The sequence below is a fragment of the Bradyrhizobium sp. BR14999 genome (assembly GCF_056106085.1).
The window spans coordinates 7,561,826-7,578,158 of the sequence record NZ_CM148536.1 but is presented as its reverse complement, the minus strand read 5'-3'; the positions used below and the strand labels follow the sequence as shown (position 1 = coordinate 7,578,158).

Annotated in this window: 19 protein-coding genes and 1 riboswitch; of the genes, 8 read left to right on the top strand and 11 right to left on the bottom strand. The window is 65.2% G+C overall.

The annotated features are described in order from the left end of the window. Positions 1–2 precede the first annotated feature (2 nt). The 5 genes from clpS to ACR9YP_RS35370 are packed head-to-tail and all read right to left on the bottom strand — an operon-like array spanning position 3 to position 2,748. Entirely contained in the window at positions 3–308 is a 306-nt protein-coding gene (gene clpS / locus ACR9YP_RS35390) for an ATP-dependent Clp protease adapter ClpS (RefSeq protein WP_091893614.1), read from the bottom strand. 43 nt (positions 309–351) lie between these two features. Then, on the bottom strand, positions 352–693 hold the full coding sequence (locus tag ACR9YP_RS35385; protein WP_091893616.1) for a DUF190 domain-containing protein: 342 nt from the start codon (positions 691–693) through the stop codon (positions 352–354). 2 nt (positions 694–695) lie between these two features. After that, a complete protein-coding gene (gene crcB / locus ACR9YP_RS35380) occupies positions 696–1,124 on the bottom strand; it encodes a fluoride efflux transporter CrcB (protein WP_438111701.1) in 429 nt (142 codons plus the stop codon). A 6-nt stretch (positions 1,125–1,130) separates the two neighbouring features. Beyond that, on the bottom strand, positions 1,131–1,520 hold the full coding sequence (crcB, locus tag ACR9YP_RS35375) for a fluoride efflux transporter CrcB (RefSeq protein ID WP_438111702.1): 390 nt from the start codon (positions 1,518–1,520) through the stop codon (positions 1,131–1,133). 19 nt (positions 1,521–1,539) lie between these two features. Continuing rightward, positions 1,540–2,748, bottom strand: coding sequence for an MFS transporter (locus ACR9YP_RS35370; protein ID WP_438111703.1), 1,209 nt, complete (start codon positions 2,746–2,748; stop codon positions 1,540–1,542). Between the two features lie 128 nt (positions 2,749–2,876). Further along, a riboswitch (Fluoride riboswitch) is annotated at positions 2,877–2,954 on the bottom strand. A gap of 248 nt (positions 2,955–3,202) precedes the next feature. On the opposite strand from ACR9YP_RS35370, the gene ACR9YP_RS35365 reads away from it, so the two are divergent. Further along, the gene (locus ACR9YP_RS35365; RefSeq protein WP_438111704.1) at positions 3,203–4,066 is read left to right on the top strand and encodes a DUF1194 domain-containing protein; all 864 of its coding nucleotides are present in this window, start codon (positions 3,203–3,205) and stop codon (positions 4,064–4,066) included. 178 nt (positions 4,067–4,244) lie between these two features. Then, entirely contained in the window at positions 4,245–4,880 is a 636-nt protein-coding gene (locus ACR9YP_RS35360) for a hypothetical protein (RefSeq protein WP_091893624.1), read from the top strand. 12 nt (positions 4,881–4,892) lie between these two features. On the opposite strand, the gene ACR9YP_RS35355 is transcribed toward ACR9YP_RS35360, so the two are convergent. Continuing rightward, complete coding sequence (locus tag ACR9YP_RS35355) at positions 4,893–5,666, bottom strand: enoyl-CoA hydratase/isomerase family protein (protein ID WP_474218157.1); 774 nt, start codon at positions 5,664–5,666, stop codon at positions 4,893–4,895. 16 nt (positions 5,667–5,682) lie between these two features. Beyond that, positions 5,683–6,510 (bottom strand): nucleotidyltransferase domain-containing protein, encoded by an 828-nt coding sequence (locus tag ACR9YP_RS35350; RefSeq protein ID WP_474218156.1) that lies wholly within the window; start codon positions 6,508–6,510, stop codon positions 5,683–5,685. A 109-nt stretch (positions 6,511–6,619) separates the two neighbouring features. Between ACR9YP_RS35350 and ACR9YP_RS35345 the strand changes: the two genes are divergently transcribed. Further along, positions 6,620–7,219 (top strand): hypothetical protein, encoded by a 600-nt coding sequence (locus ACR9YP_RS35345; RefSeq protein ID WP_474218155.1) that lies wholly within the window; start codon positions 6,620–6,622, stop codon positions 7,217–7,219. Here the strand turns inward: ACR9YP_RS35345 and ACR9YP_RS35340 are convergent. Both ACR9YP_RS35340 and ACR9YP_RS35335 read right to left on the bottom strand, forming a co-directional pair. Further along, a complete protein-coding gene (locus ACR9YP_RS35340; protein WP_474218153.1) occupies positions 7,216–8,211 on the bottom strand; it encodes an Acg family FMN-binding oxidoreductase in 996 nt (331 codons plus the stop codon). The genes ACR9YP_RS35345 and ACR9YP_RS35340 overlap by 4 nt on opposite strands. Before the next feature lie 186 nt (positions 8,212–8,397). Then, complete coding sequence (locus ACR9YP_RS35335) at positions 8,398–9,306, bottom strand: GntR family transcriptional regulator (protein ID WP_474218151.1); 909 nt, start codon at positions 9,304–9,306, stop codon at positions 8,398–8,400. Between the two features lie 89 nt (positions 9,307–9,395). Here ACR9YP_RS35335 and ACR9YP_RS35330 point away from each other — a divergent pair, with 89 nt between their 5' ends. From ACR9YP_RS35330 to ACR9YP_RS35310, 5 genes are read left to right on the top strand one after another with little or no spacing between them, the layout of a single operon-like run. Further along, complete coding sequence (locus ACR9YP_RS35330) at positions 9,396–10,331, top strand: hydroxymethylglutaryl-CoA lyase (RefSeq protein WP_438111711.1); 936 nt, start codon at positions 9,396–9,398, stop codon at positions 10,329–10,331. Further along, positions 10,328–11,542 carry a CaiB/BaiF CoA transferase family protein gene (locus tag ACR9YP_RS35325; protein WP_438111712.1) on the top strand — a complete coding sequence of 405 codons (1,215 nt, stop codon included), beginning with the start codon at positions 10,328–10,330 and terminating at the stop codon, positions 11,540–11,542. The genes ACR9YP_RS35330 and ACR9YP_RS35325 overlap by 4 nt, the downstream gene beginning before the upstream one ends. 44 nt (positions 11,543–11,586) lie before the next feature. Next, positions 11,587–12,633, top strand: coding sequence for an ABC transporter substrate-binding protein (locus tag ACR9YP_RS35320; protein WP_474218149.1), 1,047 nt, complete (start codon positions 11,587–11,589; stop codon positions 12,631–12,633). Beyond that, positions 12,630–13,478, top strand: coding sequence for an ABC transporter ATP-binding protein (locus tag ACR9YP_RS35315; protein WP_438111713.1), 849 nt, complete (start codon positions 12,630–12,632; stop codon positions 13,476–13,478). Before ACR9YP_RS35320 ends, ACR9YP_RS35315 begins: the two co-directional genes overlap by 4 nt. Positions 13,479–13,480: 2 nt before the next feature. Continuing rightward, positions 13,481–14,332, top strand: coding sequence for an ABC transporter permease (locus tag ACR9YP_RS35310; RefSeq protein ID WP_438111714.1), 852 nt, complete (start codon positions 13,481–13,483; stop codon positions 14,330–14,332). Positions 14,333–14,342: 10 nt separating this feature from the next. Here the strand turns inward: ACR9YP_RS35310 and ACR9YP_RS35305 are convergent, their stop codons facing one another. Together ACR9YP_RS35305 and ACR9YP_RS35300 are read right to left on the bottom strand one after the other, a co-directional pair. Then, complete coding sequence (locus ACR9YP_RS35305; protein WP_474218147.1) at positions 14,343–15,590, bottom strand: class I SAM-dependent RNA methyltransferase; 1,248 nt, start codon at positions 15,588–15,590, stop codon at positions 14,343–14,345. Further along, positions 15,583–16,317: a TlyA family RNA methyltransferase gene (locus tag ACR9YP_RS35300; RefSeq protein WP_370984963.1), complete on the bottom strand. Its 735-nt coding sequence runs from the start codon at positions 16,315–16,317 to the stop codon at positions 15,583–15,585. Before ACR9YP_RS35300 ends, ACR9YP_RS35305 begins: the two co-directional genes overlap by 8 nt. Positions 16,318–16,333 lie beyond the last annotated feature (16 nt).

Sequence of the window (16,333 nt, the reverse complement as noted above, 5' to 3'; positions counted from 1 at the left end):
CTTTATTCCTCCGGCTCCGTCGTGAACAGCAACGGGTAGCCCTTGGCGCGGCCGGCATCGGTGGCACGCGTCGCCTTGGTCTCGGCGACGTCCTTGGTGAACACGGCGACGACGCAGGTGCCCAGCTTGTGCGCGGTGATCATCACCTTGTAGGCCTGATCCTCCGTCATGCGGAATTCGGCCTTGAGCACCATGGTGACGAATTCGCGCGGCGTGTAATCATCGTTGATCAGGATGACCTTGTGCAGCCGCGGCCGCTCGACCTTGGTCTTCGTCCTGGTTTTCGGTGTGGTAACAGTATCGTTCATTCCGCCTCCCGGACACGGCGGGCTCGGGTTCCTGCTGGAGCGATCAGCTCGCGGCCTTCGCACCATATTGTAGGACCTGCACCTTCTCCAAGGTGATCAGGCCGCTCGACATCATGCCATCCAGGATGGGCAGGAATGCGTTGATGTTGTCCTCGCTGTCGACGATCTCGATCAGCAGCGGCAGGTCTTCCGAAAGTCGCAGGATCTTCGAAGTGTGCAGCCGGCTCGATTTGCCGAAGCCCATCGGACCGCGCAGCACGGTGGCACCGGCGAGGTGCCGCTCGCGCGCGGTCATCACGATCGCTTCATAGAGCGGCTTGCCGTCGAAATGGTCGCTCTCGCCGATGAAGATCCGAAGCAAAACGGCCTGAGCGGGGATTTGCATGGTCAACTCCTTGTCAAGCGGTTGTAGCGGCTCGCCATCATATGCCCGAGCCACGCCGACACCAGCCAGCAGATGACGGACGCTGCGACATAGGCAAGTGCCGTGTACTTCAGGCCGCCGTGGAGCAGTCGGAAGGTCTCCAGGCTGAAGGTCGAGAACGTGGTGTAGCCGCCGCAGAACCCGGTCATGACGAACTGCCGGTGCTCCGGACGCGCCAGCATGCGGCCGTCGGGGCCGGTCAGCGCCGCGTAGAAGCCGATGATCAGCGATCCCGTGGCGTTGATGAACAGCGTGGCGAAGGGAAAGCCCGGTCCGGTGTCGAGCGCGAGACCGACCAGATAACGGGTCAGTCCGCCGACGATGCTGCCGGCGGCAACCCAGGCGTAGAGTATCGCGCTACGCCAGCGCTCGGCGGAGGAGGGGACGGCCATGCGCTTCTATCCTCCAAGCCTGTCCGCGAGGAGGAAGCCGCAACTGACGGCTGCAAGGCACAGCCCGACCGAGAGCACGACATTGCCGAGCGCGGAGAGCGGCTCGCCGCTCCGCGCCAGCGTCAGGGTTTGCAGACTGAACGAGGACACCGTGGTGTAGCAGCCGAGAAAGCCGGTCACCGCGAACAGCCAGGGGGTGGGCGTGGCGAAGGCCGAGCCGGGATGGGTCGCGAGCGCGCCGAAAATGCCGATCAGGAAGGCGCCGGTGACATTGATGGTCATGGTGCCCCACGGAAACGTCTCGCCCAATCGCCGCGCGATCGCGCCGGACACGAAATAGCGCGCACAGCCGCCGAGCACGCTACCCATCATGATCGCAAGCACCCCACTCAGCACGACGAAAGCCTCCCCGTCATCATTCTTGCTCCGCTGCCAGACCGTTGCCGACGGCAAGCAGCCCCATGAGCGAGATCAGGGCAAAGCCGAGTCCCGCCAGGAACGTGCCTGCCGGACCATAGGCATCCCACAACGCGCCGGCGATCACGCTCGCAGCCAGCAGGGCCAGGCCCGTGAGCAGGTTGAAATAGCCGAATGCGGTGCCGCGCAGGCTCGGCGGCGCGGCATCGGCGACGAGGGCCGAGAGCAGGCCTTGCGTCAGCCCCATATGCAGCCCCCACAGCACGACGCCGAGCGCGAGGCCTGCAAGGCTCGGGAGCAGTGCCAGCGCGAGGTCGGCGCCGGCGAGGAAGACCAGGCCGAGCGCGAGCAGGCCGGTGCGGTTGATCCGGTCCGACAGCACGCCGGCGGGATAGGCCGACAGCGCATAAGTGACGTTCATCAGCACCAGCACCGCCGGCACCCACATCGGGTTGAGCCCGATGTTCTGCGCGCGCAGGATCAGGAAGGCCTCGCTGAAGCGCGCCAGCGTGAACACGACACCGACCGCGACGACGCGCCAGTAGACTGCCCCGAGCTGCTGCATCGCGGCAAGATTGAGCGGGTTCGTTGCAGGTTTTCGGTTCGGATCCGGCTCCGGCTCGTGCACGGCGAAGGCGATCAGGCCGAAGGACAGAAAGGCCGGCAGCACTGCCACCCAGAACACGATCGTAAAATTGTCAGCCGTCCACCACATCATGCCGATGGCCGCGAGCGGCCCGACGAAGGCGCCGATGGTGTCGAGCGATTGCCGCAGGCCAAAGCTCGCGCCGCGCAGGCCGATGGGAGCGATGTCGGCGATCAGCGCATCGCGCGGCGCGCCGCGAATGCCCTTGCCGACGCGGTCGATGAAGCGTGCCGCCACCAGCCATCCGACGCTCGGGGCGAGCGGAAACAGCGGCTTGGTGAAGGCGGCCAGCCCGTAGCCGAGCGCGGCGAGCAGCTTGCGGCGGCCGAGCCAGTCCGACAACGCGCCGGAGAAGATCTTCGTGATCGAGGCGGTCGCCTCGGCAATGCCCTCGATGAAGCCGACCGTGAGCGTGGAGGCGCCGAGCGCGGTGACGAGATAGACCGGCAGCAGCGCATGGATCATCTCGGAGGAGATGTCCATCAGCATCGAGACGAAGCCGAGCACCCAGATTCCCCTGGGTAAGGTGGCGCGCGCAGCATTCGGTGTCGTCGTGGTCACGTCTTCACTTTCTCCTGGCCTTGGCTTGCTGGCCCAGTTTCCTGCCTTCGCCACCAGGCAACAAAAAACCCGCCATCGGCGGGTCGGTCCATGCTCCCACCAAAGGCAGAGGCTCAAAGATTGCCCCACCTCAAGCAGGAGTCATCAGCCCAGTACGATCATCGACCGCCGGGCGGTTGTCGGGGGACTCCATCCCCATCTGTGCATCCAGCCTAGCATGGAAATTGCGGCGGACAAGTGGGCCGGCCGCGCTGTCCCTAGGCGTCATTCTGCGCGCGTCGCGAGCTCTGGAACGACGGTGCCGGTCTCGCTGTGTGTTCCAGTCGCGCGAAGCGAGGCAACACGGCGGCGAGCACGTCGTTCCTAACTCGAATGTGAAGCGCAAGCGATCTTCGCACTTTGCGGCAAGGCGATTGCATGTCACCATCGCGTCATACGACGGGAGACCGCTGCGATGCGCTTGCTGTTCTCGATCGGGGCTGTGCTGGTGGCCGGCGTGCTTGCCGGAGGGGACGTCGCGGGCATCGCGGCGCCAGGACCTAAATTCGAGCCGCTTGAGAATCAGCCGCAGCGGCTGGCTGCCGACAAGGATGCACAGACGGTCGACGTCGAACTGATCCTCGCGGTCGACGTCTCCTACTCCATGGACATGGACGAGCTCGCGGTCCAGCGCGAAGGCTACGCGCTGGCGATCCAGTCCAAAGAATTCCTCCAGGCGCTGAAGCTCGGTCCGAACGGCCGGATCGCGGTAACCTATTTCGAGTGGGCCGCCTCCAGCGACCAGAAGATCATCATCCCCTGGCGCCTGATCGACGGCCCCGAGACCGCGGATGCGGTTGCCGCCGAGATCATGAAGACGCCGATCCGGCGTGCCTCGCGCACCTCGATCTCCGGCGCGATCACGTTTGCGATGCCGCTGTTCGACGAGGATCCATATCGGGGCTTGCGTCGCGTGATCGACATTTCCGGTGACGGCCCCAACAACAATGGCATCCCGGTCACGGTGGCGCGCGATGCCGCGCTCGAGAAGGGCATCGTCATCAACGGTCTGCCGATCATGGTCAAGGAGCCGTCCTATTCGACCATGGATATCGACAATCTCGACTTCTACTACGAGGACTGCGTCATCGGCGGTCCCGGCTCTTTCGTCATCACGATCAAGGATCGCGACAAGTTCAAGGAAGCGATCCGCACCAAGCTGCTGATGGAGGTCGCTGGCCGCATGCCGGAGCGCCCCGTGATGCGGGTTGCGGACAAGGAGCCGCGCGTCAGTTGCATGATCGGCGAGAAGATCTGGTCGGACCGCTGGGGCCGTTAATAGCGCACGCCGGTTGGGACCTTTCGCTTCATCTCGCCCGACGGTTGAATTTAACCGCTCGTTAACCGGCACATGGCCCTAATCCGGTTGTTTCAGTTCGTTTCCGATCGCAGTTTTGACTTTGCTGTCGGGCGCGCGAACGAGAGCGGGTTCGTCGAACCCGTCCACCGAGCAGACCATGGCCATCGTCACGTCGAGCACCAGCCAGATTTCTCCCGCCAACGAGCGGCTGTATCACCAGAGCGCGCTGCTTGGTGACTGGAAGGGCAATTGGGTGGGCAACAACCAGCCCGTCGGCTTCAAGGTCGTGAACATCCGCGGTGCCCGGGCGCAGGTCGAGTACACCCATAACGGCCACACCGAGCGCGGCTTTGCCGAGGTCAAGGGCACGCTCATCACCTTTGGCGGGGTCACGGTCGGCACCAAGGACGGCAAGAACATGGTGCTGCTGTTCTCCTTCGGGGGCGCTGGCAAGCAGACCGCGAACCTCGAGAAGCAGGACCCGCCGGCTTCCGACAGCCGCCTCATGGGAAGCTGGGGCGGCTATTCCAGCGAGAACGGCAAGAGCGCGAGCTTCAAGGTGCTCTCGGTCAACGGCAAGGAAGCCCAGGTCAGCGTCACCACCGACGGCGTCACCCGCCAGGGCACCGGCACCGTCTACAAGAACGTCATCATGTTCGGCCAGGCGCAGATCGCAACCGATGACGGGCAGAACGGCAAGATCATCTACCAGGTCGGCACGAAATCCTTCATGGTGCCGGTGACGAAATATCCGCCGGCCGACTCCTCGTCTTCGGTCGACAAGACCGCCTGAAAGCTGCCGTCCTCACCATTTCGGCGGCCGCTTCTCCACGAACGCTCTCAAGCCCTCCTGCGCCTCATCCGACGTCGCGACATTGCAGAAATCGTCGACGGCGCTTGCAATGCTGCGCCGATAGTCGAGATCGATCTGGCGCATGAAGGCGGCGCGGCCCATCCGTAGCACCGCCGCCGATTTTCCCGCGAACTGCGCCGCGAGCCTTGCGACCTCGGCCTCGAGCTCCGCGTCGGCGACGACGCGGTTGACCACGCCGAGCTCGCGCGCCTCCGCGGCGCTGAAGACGCGGCCGGTGAACAGCAGATCGAAGGCGCGGTGACGTCCGACGATCCGCGGCAGATGGGCATAGTGGATCGCCGGGATGACGCCGACGTCGATCTCGGGATAGCCGAACGTCGCGCTCTCGGCCGCCAGCACCACATCGCAGGACACTGCCATGGTCATGCCGCCGCCCCGCGCCGCGCCGCCGACGGCGGCGATCGACGGTTTGCCGAGCCGATACTGCGCGTCGTAGAGGTCGATATAGAGCGCCTGGAGGAATTCGCGGATCTCGGCGCCGGGCTTGCCGAGCAGGATGTCGAGATCGAGGCCGGCCGAGAAGCGCTTAGGGATAGCGCTCGCCAGCACGACCACGCGCGCCTCCGGATCGTCCGCGGCGCGGCGGAGCGCCGCGACCACCGCGCGGATCACCTCGAGGCTCAGCGCGTTGACGGGCGGGCGGCGCAGCGTGATGCGGGCGATGTTGCCTGCAAATTCGTAAGTGACGGGACTATCCGATGTCACTGGGTTCTCCATGCTTTCAAGATGTCAGCACCTTCAGCTGCCGGTCGATCCTGCGCAAGGCCTCGCAAGCGGGCGCAAAGGTGCCGTCGCCGATCAGCCGCCAGACCTCGTTTGCCTGCTCCTCCAGTTGCGGAATCGTCAGCGGCACGCCGGCCGCCTCCTGGAGCGCGCCCTTTTCGTTGATGAGATAGCGTTCGTTCAGGGCGAACAGCACCTGCGCAATGCAGGCGAGCGATCTGTAGAGGCATCCCGCGATGTGGGTCCGCTCGTTACGTGCCGCCGCGAGCTCGGCATTTTCGATGCTGAACAGGACTTCCCACTGGAAGCGCCGGATCAGGGCGCGGCGCAGAGCCTGCGGATACGGAAGCGCGATTGATTTGAGATGAACGATCAAACCCTTCGGGTCGTGCAGAGGCTGACAATACGCGATCTCGCCCATCCAGATGGCCGAGCAGAAGCCATGCGGATGGCCGGGCTGATAATCCATGGTGACCACGCCGGCGCGGCTGGATTCCATCGCCGCTTCGACCGCGTCGGCGTTGCGATAGAGCAGGTCGACCTTGCGGCCTTCCACTGAAAGCCAGGCGCCGCCGACGATCCACGGACCCCATTCGCCGACCGGCGTCACGGTCGTGGCTGCGGGATCGTCGGCGATGTCTTTTGCGGCGGCCAGCAGCCGTTCGGTATCCAGCGGGATCGCCGTCTTGAAATAGAGGCCGACATCGTAGTCCGACGTGGAGTGCCCGCTGCCCCGTGCACGCGAGCCGCCGAGAACGACAGCCTCGACGCCCGGTACCCCGGCAAAGGCGGATGTCAGGCGCGTGAGCAGCGGATCGTGGGGCATCAGGTGGAGCTCTCCGGGAGGCTCGGGGCCGTGACGTCGGCGCGGTCGCACCGCTGGCATTGGTGATGTCCGAGGAGTATAATTTGCAAAACTCTTGACGGTCATCTGAATGTTCAACCCCGCAGCTTCACGCGCTCTTGCAACTCTCGCCTTGCTCTGCCTCACCGGCGCACCGGCTCATGCGCAAGTTGCGCCGCTGAGATATTGGATTCCCGGCGGGCCTTTCGGCCTCAGTGGTGGTGCCGAGCAGAGTTCCGATACTTACGGCGGCTTCTCGAGCTTCAATGCCGGCGATGCGGGTTGGCGTACCAGCTATGCGAACGGTTTCTTCGTCGGCAGCGAGCGCGGCAATTTTGGTCTGAGCGGCTTCAATCAGGCCGGCTCGGCCGGCAATTTCAGCGCGCTGTCCTATGACAGCACGCAGTTCGGCTACAACACCAAGACGGCGGGCGGCATCCCCGTCACGTTCTTCGCCGGCTTCGACACGCTGAAATTCGGCAACGGCATCGGCAGCTCGCTGGCGCCGCTGACCTCCAGCGCCACGCCCGGTTATGGCGCGTTCGCGGGTGTCGAGTTCAAGCCGACCTCCAATCTCAGCCTGTCGTTCGGTGCCGGATTCATCCAACAGCAATCGGGACGCATGGACAGCGACATCAACTCCTCGATGCTGCCCGGCGAGTCGCCGGCGCTGGGCGGCTTGCGTCGTTAGAATTGCATCACCAGCTCTGGTGGACGTCGCAGCGATTTCGGCAGGTTCGGGCCGGTCCCGAAGCGCATCACGATGTCGGGGCGCCGTTCGCCCAGCCCGAGCCGCGTCGCAAATTGCGGCCTCAGCGCTGCCACCTCGACCGGCTGGTTGACGAAGGAATATTTTAGTCCCAACGCGGTCGCCTGCAAGCCGAAACGCTGACAGGCGCGGCCGACCGCGATCCAATGCCACTTGTCGCTGCGATCGGCAGCGAGCACGATGACGCCCGCAGAGCTTTCGAGCTCTTCGCGGTATTTCTTGTTTTCCCCGCTCTCGGTGAAGAAGAGTTTCAGAAGCGGTCGCGCCGCCCATGAAGGCAGCGACGGGTTTCCCGACGCGGGCGAGAACAACCCGTCCATGGTCGCGAGCGCCTCCGCCTCGTTGAAGCGGATCCAGCTGACGAGCTCGCGCATGAAGGCCTTGTCGCGCATTTGCGCCGAGTTGCCTTCGAGCACATAGTCGGTGACCTCAGCGATCGCGGCGCGTTCGGTCATCAGGACCGCCGCGACGTTCGGTTCGCGACAGGCGTTCTCGAGCCGGCGCAAGATCTCCGGTGTGGCCGGCCTGCCGTCGAAGGTCGCACGGGTGCATTGCCTGACGGGAATCGCAGCGGCCAGCTCCGATGCTGCCGGCGGGGCCTCTTCGAGCGTGATCACGATCCGGTCGCCATCGACGAACGGAGTGGCGTGCCAACCCAGTGTGGAAGCTGCGAGGATGAGGTTTTCCGCAGCGCAGCCGAGACTGACGAAGAGATGATGGTCATCCGGATCGACGGCCGGACAGCGGCGCGCGAAGTCGGGGGCAATTACGATTTCGTTGCCGAGCGCAGAGAAGATCCACGGCTGGGTGTTGTGGCTGTTGGCCGCCAGGGTCGCAAATCGGACGAGCTCGCGATCCCTCGGCCTGGCTTGAAGTGGGGCCCGTGATGCATCCACCGCCTCGTCGTAGGTCATCGTTGCTCCTGCAGCAGGCGAGCCGCTGACCGCAGCCGCGGACCACCCGAGCGCGGTTGTGATGAACTGCCGTCGGTTGAACACGAACGTCCGCTCCCTGCCGATGCGCAGGGACGCGTTAGCACCAACAGACGCGAGAGCGATTGACCGGAATCAAGCTGGGATGGCAGCAATTTGGTTCGCGCATCACGACAAGCCCGCCACCAGCGGGCGTTGCAGGTGCCGGGCCATCAGGTCGGCCGCCTCAGTGTAGCGCCGCGTCTCCAGGACGTCGAGCAGGCGCAGATGCTCGCGCACGTGCCGCCGCATGCCGTCGCGGTCGGCGAAGCTGCGATAGGCGAACAGGCGTCTGATCGAGTTCACGCGCTTGAGCGCGTCGAGAAAGAAGGGATTGCCGGCGCCGCGGATGATCTCTTCGTGGAATTCGCAGCCGGAGTGAAAGATCTCGCCGATCGTCATCTTTTCGAGCTCGCCTTCGAAGACGCGTTGTTGGCGCTCGCGCAAGCGTACGATCACCTCCTGCGGCAGCGCAAAGCCCGGCTGCGCGATCGCCGCCGGCTCGATCACCGCGCGAAATGCCTTGGCCTTGGCCTGGGCTTCGGGATTCGAGACCGTCTCGGCAAAGCGCCAGCCATAGCCGGGCAGGCGCGCGATCCAGCCCTCGGCGGCGATCCGGTCCAGCAGCCGTTGTAGCTCGGCCCGGCTGAGGCCATAGCGGCGCATCAGCTCGGCCTCGGTGACGTCGGCCGGCAGCCGCGTTGCGAGCACGTCGCCTGCGATGGTCGCATAAACCTGCTCGTTGCGCCTGACCGCCGCGAGCGCGGGTTGGGCGGCGCCGCTGGTGGGATTCTTTGCCAGCACAAAGCCGCGATGCGGCTCGCCGCGTGCCAGCCCCGCTGCTTCCAGAGCCTTCAGGCCGAGCCGGATCGGCGCGCGTGAAAGGTCCAGCGCATCCGCAAGCCTTTGTTCGATCAGGCGGTCTCCGACCTTCATGCCTTCGCGCCGGGCCAGCGCCATGATCAGGCCGGCGAGGTGCTCGGCGCGCTCGGAACCGTTTTTGACGCTGCGCTGTCGGGAACTGTCGGATGCGATCATTGCAGTGCACGCAAGTTTTGGGCTTGACAGACTGTCCCATGGATTGTTCTTTTATGCAACAATATACAATCGGCCCAGGGAGAGCCACGATGGCGCGCGCGCCCGATGTCCACATTTGCGAGGTTGCTCCCCGCGATGGTCTCCAGAATCTGGACATCTTCGTTCCGACCGAAGCCAAATGCGCGCTGATCGACACGATCGCGGCCGCCGGCGTGCGCGAGATCGATGCCGGATCCTTCGTCCCGCCAAAGGTCGTGCCGCAATTCGCCGACGTCGATGCGGTGATGGCGCATGCGCTCACACACAAGTCCGCAACCATCGGCGCGCTGGTGCCGAACCCGAAGGGCGCCGAGCGCGCCATCGCAGCAGGCGTCAACGCCGTCTATTTCGTCATCTCGGCAAGCGAGACGCACAACCGCGCCAATGTGCGCCGCACGATAGAAGAGCAGCTCGACGGCTTTCGCGCGGTCCGCGCCGCGATCGACGCCCGGCCGGTGGACCAGCGGCCGCAACTGATGGGCGCGATCTCCACCTCCTTCGGTTGCTCGTTGGAGGGCGCGGTGAGCGAGGCGGCCGTGTGCCGTGTGGCACGCGCTTTTGCCGAAGCCCGCGCCGACGAGATCGGGCTTGCCGACACCGTCGGCTATGCGACGCCCAAATCGATCGGGCAGATCGTCGTGGCCGTGCGTCGCGAGGTCGGGCCGCAAATGACGCTGCGACTGCATCTGCACGACACGCTCGGTGCGGGCCTTGCCAATGCCGTCGCCGGCCTCGAAGCGGGCATCCGCCGTTTCGACGCCGCGGTGTCCGGCCTCGGCGGCTGTCCTTTTGCACCCGGTGCGCGTGGCAACATCGTCACCGAGGATCTCGTGTTCATGCTGGAGCGCATGGGATTCTCTACCGGCATCGACCTCGACCGCCTGATGCAAACGCGCGATATTCTCGCCCGCCATATCCCGGCAAAACATTTGACGGGGCATCTGCACGAGGCCGGCATCCCCAAGGTCCTGCGGAGCGCGGCATGACCAGGGCTGCGTGTGAGACTGCATCGGAGCTTCGTCCGCTGGCAGGCCTGCGGGTCATCGAGTTCAGCCAGATGGTGATGGGGCCGAGCTGCGGCTTGATCCTCGCCGATCTCGGCGCCGACGTGATCAAGGTCGAGCCGCCCAAGGGCGACCGCACTCGGTACTTCAAGGGGCCCGCCGCCGGCTTCTTCGCGACCTACAGCCGCAACAAGCGCAGCATCGCGCTGGATACGTCGACCGCGGAAGGCCAGAACATCGCACGCAGGCTGATCGAGAACAGCGACGTCCTGATCGAGAATTTCCGGCCGGGCCTGTTGAAGCGGATCGGCCTCGACTACGAGAGCGTCGCGGCCTTTGCACCACGCCTGATCTATTGCTCGCTCAAAGGCTATTTGCCCGGGCCTTACGAGAATCGCCTCGCGCTCGACGAGGTCGTGCAGATGATGGGCGGCCTCGCCTACATGACCGGCTTGCCCGATCGGCCCATGCGCGCGGGCGCCTCGGTCAACGATGTCATGGGCGGAATGTTCGGCGTGATCGCAATTCAGGCTGCGCTGGCCGAGCGGCAGCGGACCGGCCGGGGTCGCTACATCCAGAGTGCGCTGTACGAGAACAACGTGTTCCTGATGGCGCAGGCCATGATGTGCGAGGTGGTCAGCGGCCAGCCCTCGATCCCGTATTCGATCAAGGACAGCCCATGGCCGGTTTATGATCTCTTCGATACCCGGGACGGCTCGAAACTATTCGTCACCATCGTCGGTGAAGAGCAATGGGCGGCGTTCTGCCGCGCCTTCGATCGCGAAGCCTGGCTCGTTGATCCGCGCTTTGCAACGAGCAACGACCGCGTCGATCATCGCGGCTGGCTGATCCCCGAGATCGCGAAGATCTTCAAGCAATGGGACAAGGCCGATCTCGCCGCGCGTCTCGAGCAGCTCGATCTGCCCTACGCGCCGGTGAACAAGCCCGGCGATCTCTTCGATGATCCGCATCTCAACCAGTCCGGCGGCCTGACCGATATTCGGCTGCCCGACGGCGGCGAGGCCAAGACGCCGCTCTTGCCGATTTCCATGGACGGAAGGCGCCTGCCCAACCGCTACGATCCACCCGAGATCGGCGAACACAGCGGCGAGATCCTGAGCGAGATCGGCATGTCGCCGAATGAGATCGAAACGCTGCGACAAGCAGGGACGATCAAGGTCGCGCCGTCCTGACCGATCGGCGCAATCGAACAAAGAAACCAAGGGAGGAGGAGCACATGAGCATTACCAGGCGCCAGGCGCTGATCGCAGGCTCCGCATGGGCCGGCGCATCGCTGCTGCCGGGGCAGCTGCGCGCCGAGGCCAAGCAGGTCTCGCTCGCCTTCGGACCGGTGTCGCCGGTCTATGCCATCGGCATGATCGCGGAGCTGAAGGGGTACTTTAGCGACGAAGGACTCGATTCCAAGCTCGTCACCGGCAATGCCGGCACGTTCGGTCGCCAGACCCTGGCGGCGGGGCAGGCGCTGTTCGCCCATGGCGATGCCAGCCATCCGCTCCAGCTCGGCGCGCGTGGCAAGCCCTGCAAGATCCTGCTCGCGACCGAGATGGTGTGCTCCTACGCCAGCATCATGGTCCGGCAGGACCTCTACGACGCCGGCATCAATTCGGTCGAGAAGCTCGCGGACTACAAGCGCCCCGATGGCGCCAAGCCGATCGTCGCCGCGACCGCCATCGGGTCGGGCACCTGGGTGTTCGGCACTTATGTGTTCGAAGCGCGCGGGCTCGGCGGCAAGGTGAACTGGGTCGCGGGCGGCGGGACCAACACCATGTTCCCCTCGCTCCAGACCAAGCAGTTCGACGCCATCATGGCGCCGCCGAGCTGGATCGTCGAGGTCGAGAAGAAGGGCTTTGGCCGGACGATCTACGACACGTCCAAGCCCGGCGTGTTTGAGAAGGATTTCGGCGGGACGCTGCCCGTGCTGGTGATCTACACGCTCCAGGACACGATCGAGCAGGACAAGGCGATGGTGCAGGCCTATGTCAATGCGATCCATCGCGCGATGGCTTTCGTGAAGGCGACGCCGCTCGCCGAGGTGCAGGCGCTGGTCACGCCGAAATATTTCTCGGGCATCGATCCCGACGCGGTCAGCGCCGAGCTCGGCTTCGACAAGTCGACCTGGGCCTATGACGGTGTGATCGACAAGCCCGCGTTCGAACGTGGCGCCAAGCCCTGGTACCGCAAGGGAACTGATATTCCCGAGACCAGATACGAGGATGTCGTCGACATGAGCTTCCTCCAGGCAGCCAGGGCGAAATACAAATGATCGCCGCGCCAGGTCAGGGCCTCGCGCTCGCGCGAGACGAGGATCAAATAGCGGCGGCGCGCACCCGCATTGCCGTGCAGGGGCTCGCCAAGCGATTCAACGCGTCCGGCCGCGAGTTCGTGGCGGTGGATGACGTCTCCTTCGAGGTCAAGCAGGGCGAGTTCGTCGCGTTGCTCGGTCCCTCCGGCTGCGGCAAGAGCACCATCCTCAACATGGTCGCGGGGCTGTTGCCGCGCTCTGGCGGACGCATCCTGATCGACGAGGACACGGTCGAGACCGGCAAGGTCAACCCCAGGGTCGGCTATGTCTTCCAGCGCGATACGCTGTTTCCCTGGCGAACCGTGGAGCAGAACATCGGCTATGGGCTGGAGATCGCGGGACTGCCGAAGACCGAGCGCGCAGGGCGCGTCGCTTCGGCGGTCGAAAAGGCCGGGCTCTCGGGTTTTGCGCAGAGCTTTCCACGCATGCTGTCCGGCGGCATGCGCCAGCGCGTCGCCTTGATGCGCACCCTGATCCTGGAGCCCGAGATTCTGCTGATGGACGAGCCGTTCGGCGCGCTCGACACTCACACCAAGCTGGAGATGCACAAGACGCTGCTGGAGATCTGGGAACGCGAGCGGCAGACCGTGCTGTTCGTGACGCACGATCTCGGCGAAGCTTTGACACTGGCGAGCCGCATCATCCTGCTCTCGGCGCGGCCCGGCCGTCTCAAGGAAGACTTCGACGTCGCCATCCCGCGTCCGCGCGATCCCGTGGCCGTGCGCGAGACCGCCGAGTTCGGCCGTCTCTATTCCCACATCTGGCATTCGCTCGGCGAAGAGTTCCGCCGCACCAGGGCCGACTGACCATGTCCAACAGCCGCACCGTCATCCTGTTCTGGCAACTGGCCATTCTCGCGGCCGTTCTCGTCATCTGGCAGTGGGGCTTTGAATGGAGCAAGGCGCTGCTGCCGAAGGCCTACGTACCGAAGATCCTCGATCCCTATTTCGTCGCCAAGCCGTCGCTGATCTGGCAGAGCTTCCTGCGGCTTGGCTGCTTTGCCGATACCAGCGGCTTTGCCGCCTGCATCAAGGCCAACGACAACAATCTGTGGCTTGCAACGCTCGTCACGCTGAAGAACACCTGGTGGGGATTCCTGTTCGGATCTGCGAGCGGCATCGCGGCTGGCCTGATCCTCGGCCGTTCGGATTTCCTGGCCCGCGTATTCGGGCCCTACATCGTGGCATTCAATTCGATACCGCGCATCGCGCTGGTACCGCTCGTCATCCTGATCTTCGGACTCGGCGATCTCTCCAAGATCGCGACCGCCTGGCTCGTCGTGTTCTTCGTGGTGTTCTTCAACACCTTCGAGGGGACGCGTGCGGTCGACCGCGACCAGATCGCCGCCGCCCGTCTGCTCGGCGCCAGCGAATTCACCGTGCTGCGCACGGTCGTGATCCCGTCCGCGCTCGCCTGGGTGTTCGCTTCGCTGCTGCCGGCGGTGTCCTTTGCGCTGATCGGCGTCATCGTCGGCGAATTCATCGGTGCCGAGCGCGGCCTTGGCAAGCTCATCATCGAAGCCGAGGCGCGGGCCAATGCCAGCGAGATGATGGTCGCCATCTTCGTCATGATGTTCGTCGGCATCCTGCTGGCGATCGCGGTGCGTTCGCTCCAGTCCTACCTGCTGCGATGGCAACCGCAATTCGAGCCGTCGGCTTAGCGATCCGACGTCACCGGCTGAACCGCGCCACCAGCTCCACATGCGGCGTGTGCCGGAACTGGTCGACCGGCACCACCGCCTCCAGCCGATAGCCGCCGTCGATGAGCAGTCGCGCATCACGGGCGAAGGTCGCGGCGTTGCAGGACACGGCGACCACGACGGGCACCTTGCTTGCGGCAAGCTTCAGCGCCTGAGCTTGGGCGCCCTGGCGCGGCGGGTCGAATACCACCGCGTCGAAGTCGCGCAGTTCCTGCGGCACTACGGGACGGCGGAACAGGTCGCGCGGCTGGGCTTTGATCGGCTTCAGGCCGGGCGTGCGCGCCGCTTTCGCCAGCGCTGCGATCGCGCCGGCGTCGCTGTCATAGGCGGTCACGCGGGCCTTCTCGGCCAGCCTCAGCGCGAACGGGCCGACGCCGCAGAAGAGGTCGACAATTTCCTTGGCCTTGCCGACGCGCTCGGCGACGAGCGCGGCCAGCGTCTCTTCGCCTGCGACGGTCGCCTGCAAGAATGAGCCCGGCGGCAGCGTCACCTCAGCGCGGCCCATCCTGACCGTCGGCGGCAGGCGCTGCAGCACCAGTTCGCCATGCCGCGTCAGTCGCGCCAGGCGGTGCTGCTCGGCGACGCGGGACAGCGCCGTCACCAGTGGCGTCGGCAGCGGGCCGGAGCCGCGCACATCGACATCGAGGCCGTTGGTGGTGGCGGTGACCTGGATATCGAGCGGCTTCGTCACCGGCATCTTGGTCGTCAGCGGTTCGGCCAGCGCCCAGGCGGCGTCTATCGCGCCGGCGAGCGCGGGATCGAGGATGGGACAGCGATGGATTGGAATGACGTCGTGCGAACTCGTCGCGGAGAAGCCGACCTTGAGAACGTCATGCGTGCCGAAGCGGCCGTGCAGCGTGATGCGCCTGCGCCCGGCGCCGTGCGCATCGACCAGCGGTGCCACCTCGCAATCGACGCCAGCCTGCGCCAGCGTTTCGACCACGATGCCGCGCTTCCAGGCGTGATAGGGTTCGCTCGCCCAATGCTGGATGGCGCAGCCGCCGCAGACGCCGAAATGCGGGCAGAACGGTTCGATGCGCTCGGGGCTTGCGACGTCGACCGCGAGCAGCTTGCGGCGGTCAGGATGGTGGCCCGCGACGTGATCGACCTCGACGGTCTCGCCGCCAAGCGTATAGGGCACATAGATCGCTGCGCCGGCGTCCAGGCAGACGCCGTCGCCGCGATGGCCGACATGATCAATCGTCAGGCGCTCAACCACGGCGCGCGCCCAGGAAAAATTCGATGTTGCCGTCGCCGCCCGTGATCGGTGAGGGGAATATCTCGATGTCGGTGCAGCCGAGCGAAGCGGCAAAGGCCGCGATGTCGTCACAGATCTCCTGGTGCACGGCGGCGTCGCGGATGATGCCCTTCTTGTTGTGCTTTCGCTCCGCCTCGAATTGCGGCTTGATCAGCGCCAGCAGGCTCATGGGTGCCGCCGCCAGCGACAACGCCACCGGCAGCACCGCCTTGAGCGAGATGAAGCTGACGTCGATGACGACAATATCGGGCCGCGCCGGCAGACGTTTGCCTTCGTAGGACCTTATATCGGTCTCCTCCATCGACACGATCTTGGGATGATCGCGCAGCGAGGGATGCAATTGGCTGGTGCCGACGTCGATGGCGAACACCAGGCTTGCCCCGTTCGCCAGCAGCACCTCGGTGAAGCCGCCGGTGGAGGCGCCGACATCGAGGCAGACATGGTCCTCGATTTCAATCGGGTAATGCTCGAGCGCGCCGGCGAGCTTGACGCCGCCGCGAGAGACATAGGGATGCGCCGGCTCGGCCTGGATCACCGCGTCCTCGGCGATCGTCTCGGACGGTTTCGAAACCGGCTTGTCGTCGGCCGTGACGAGGCCGGCCTCGATCGCCGCGCGCGCCCGTGCCCGGCTCTCGAACAGGCCGCGCTCAACCAGCAATACATCCGCGCGCTTGCGGGCAGGGGGCATCACGCTCTCATGGGCA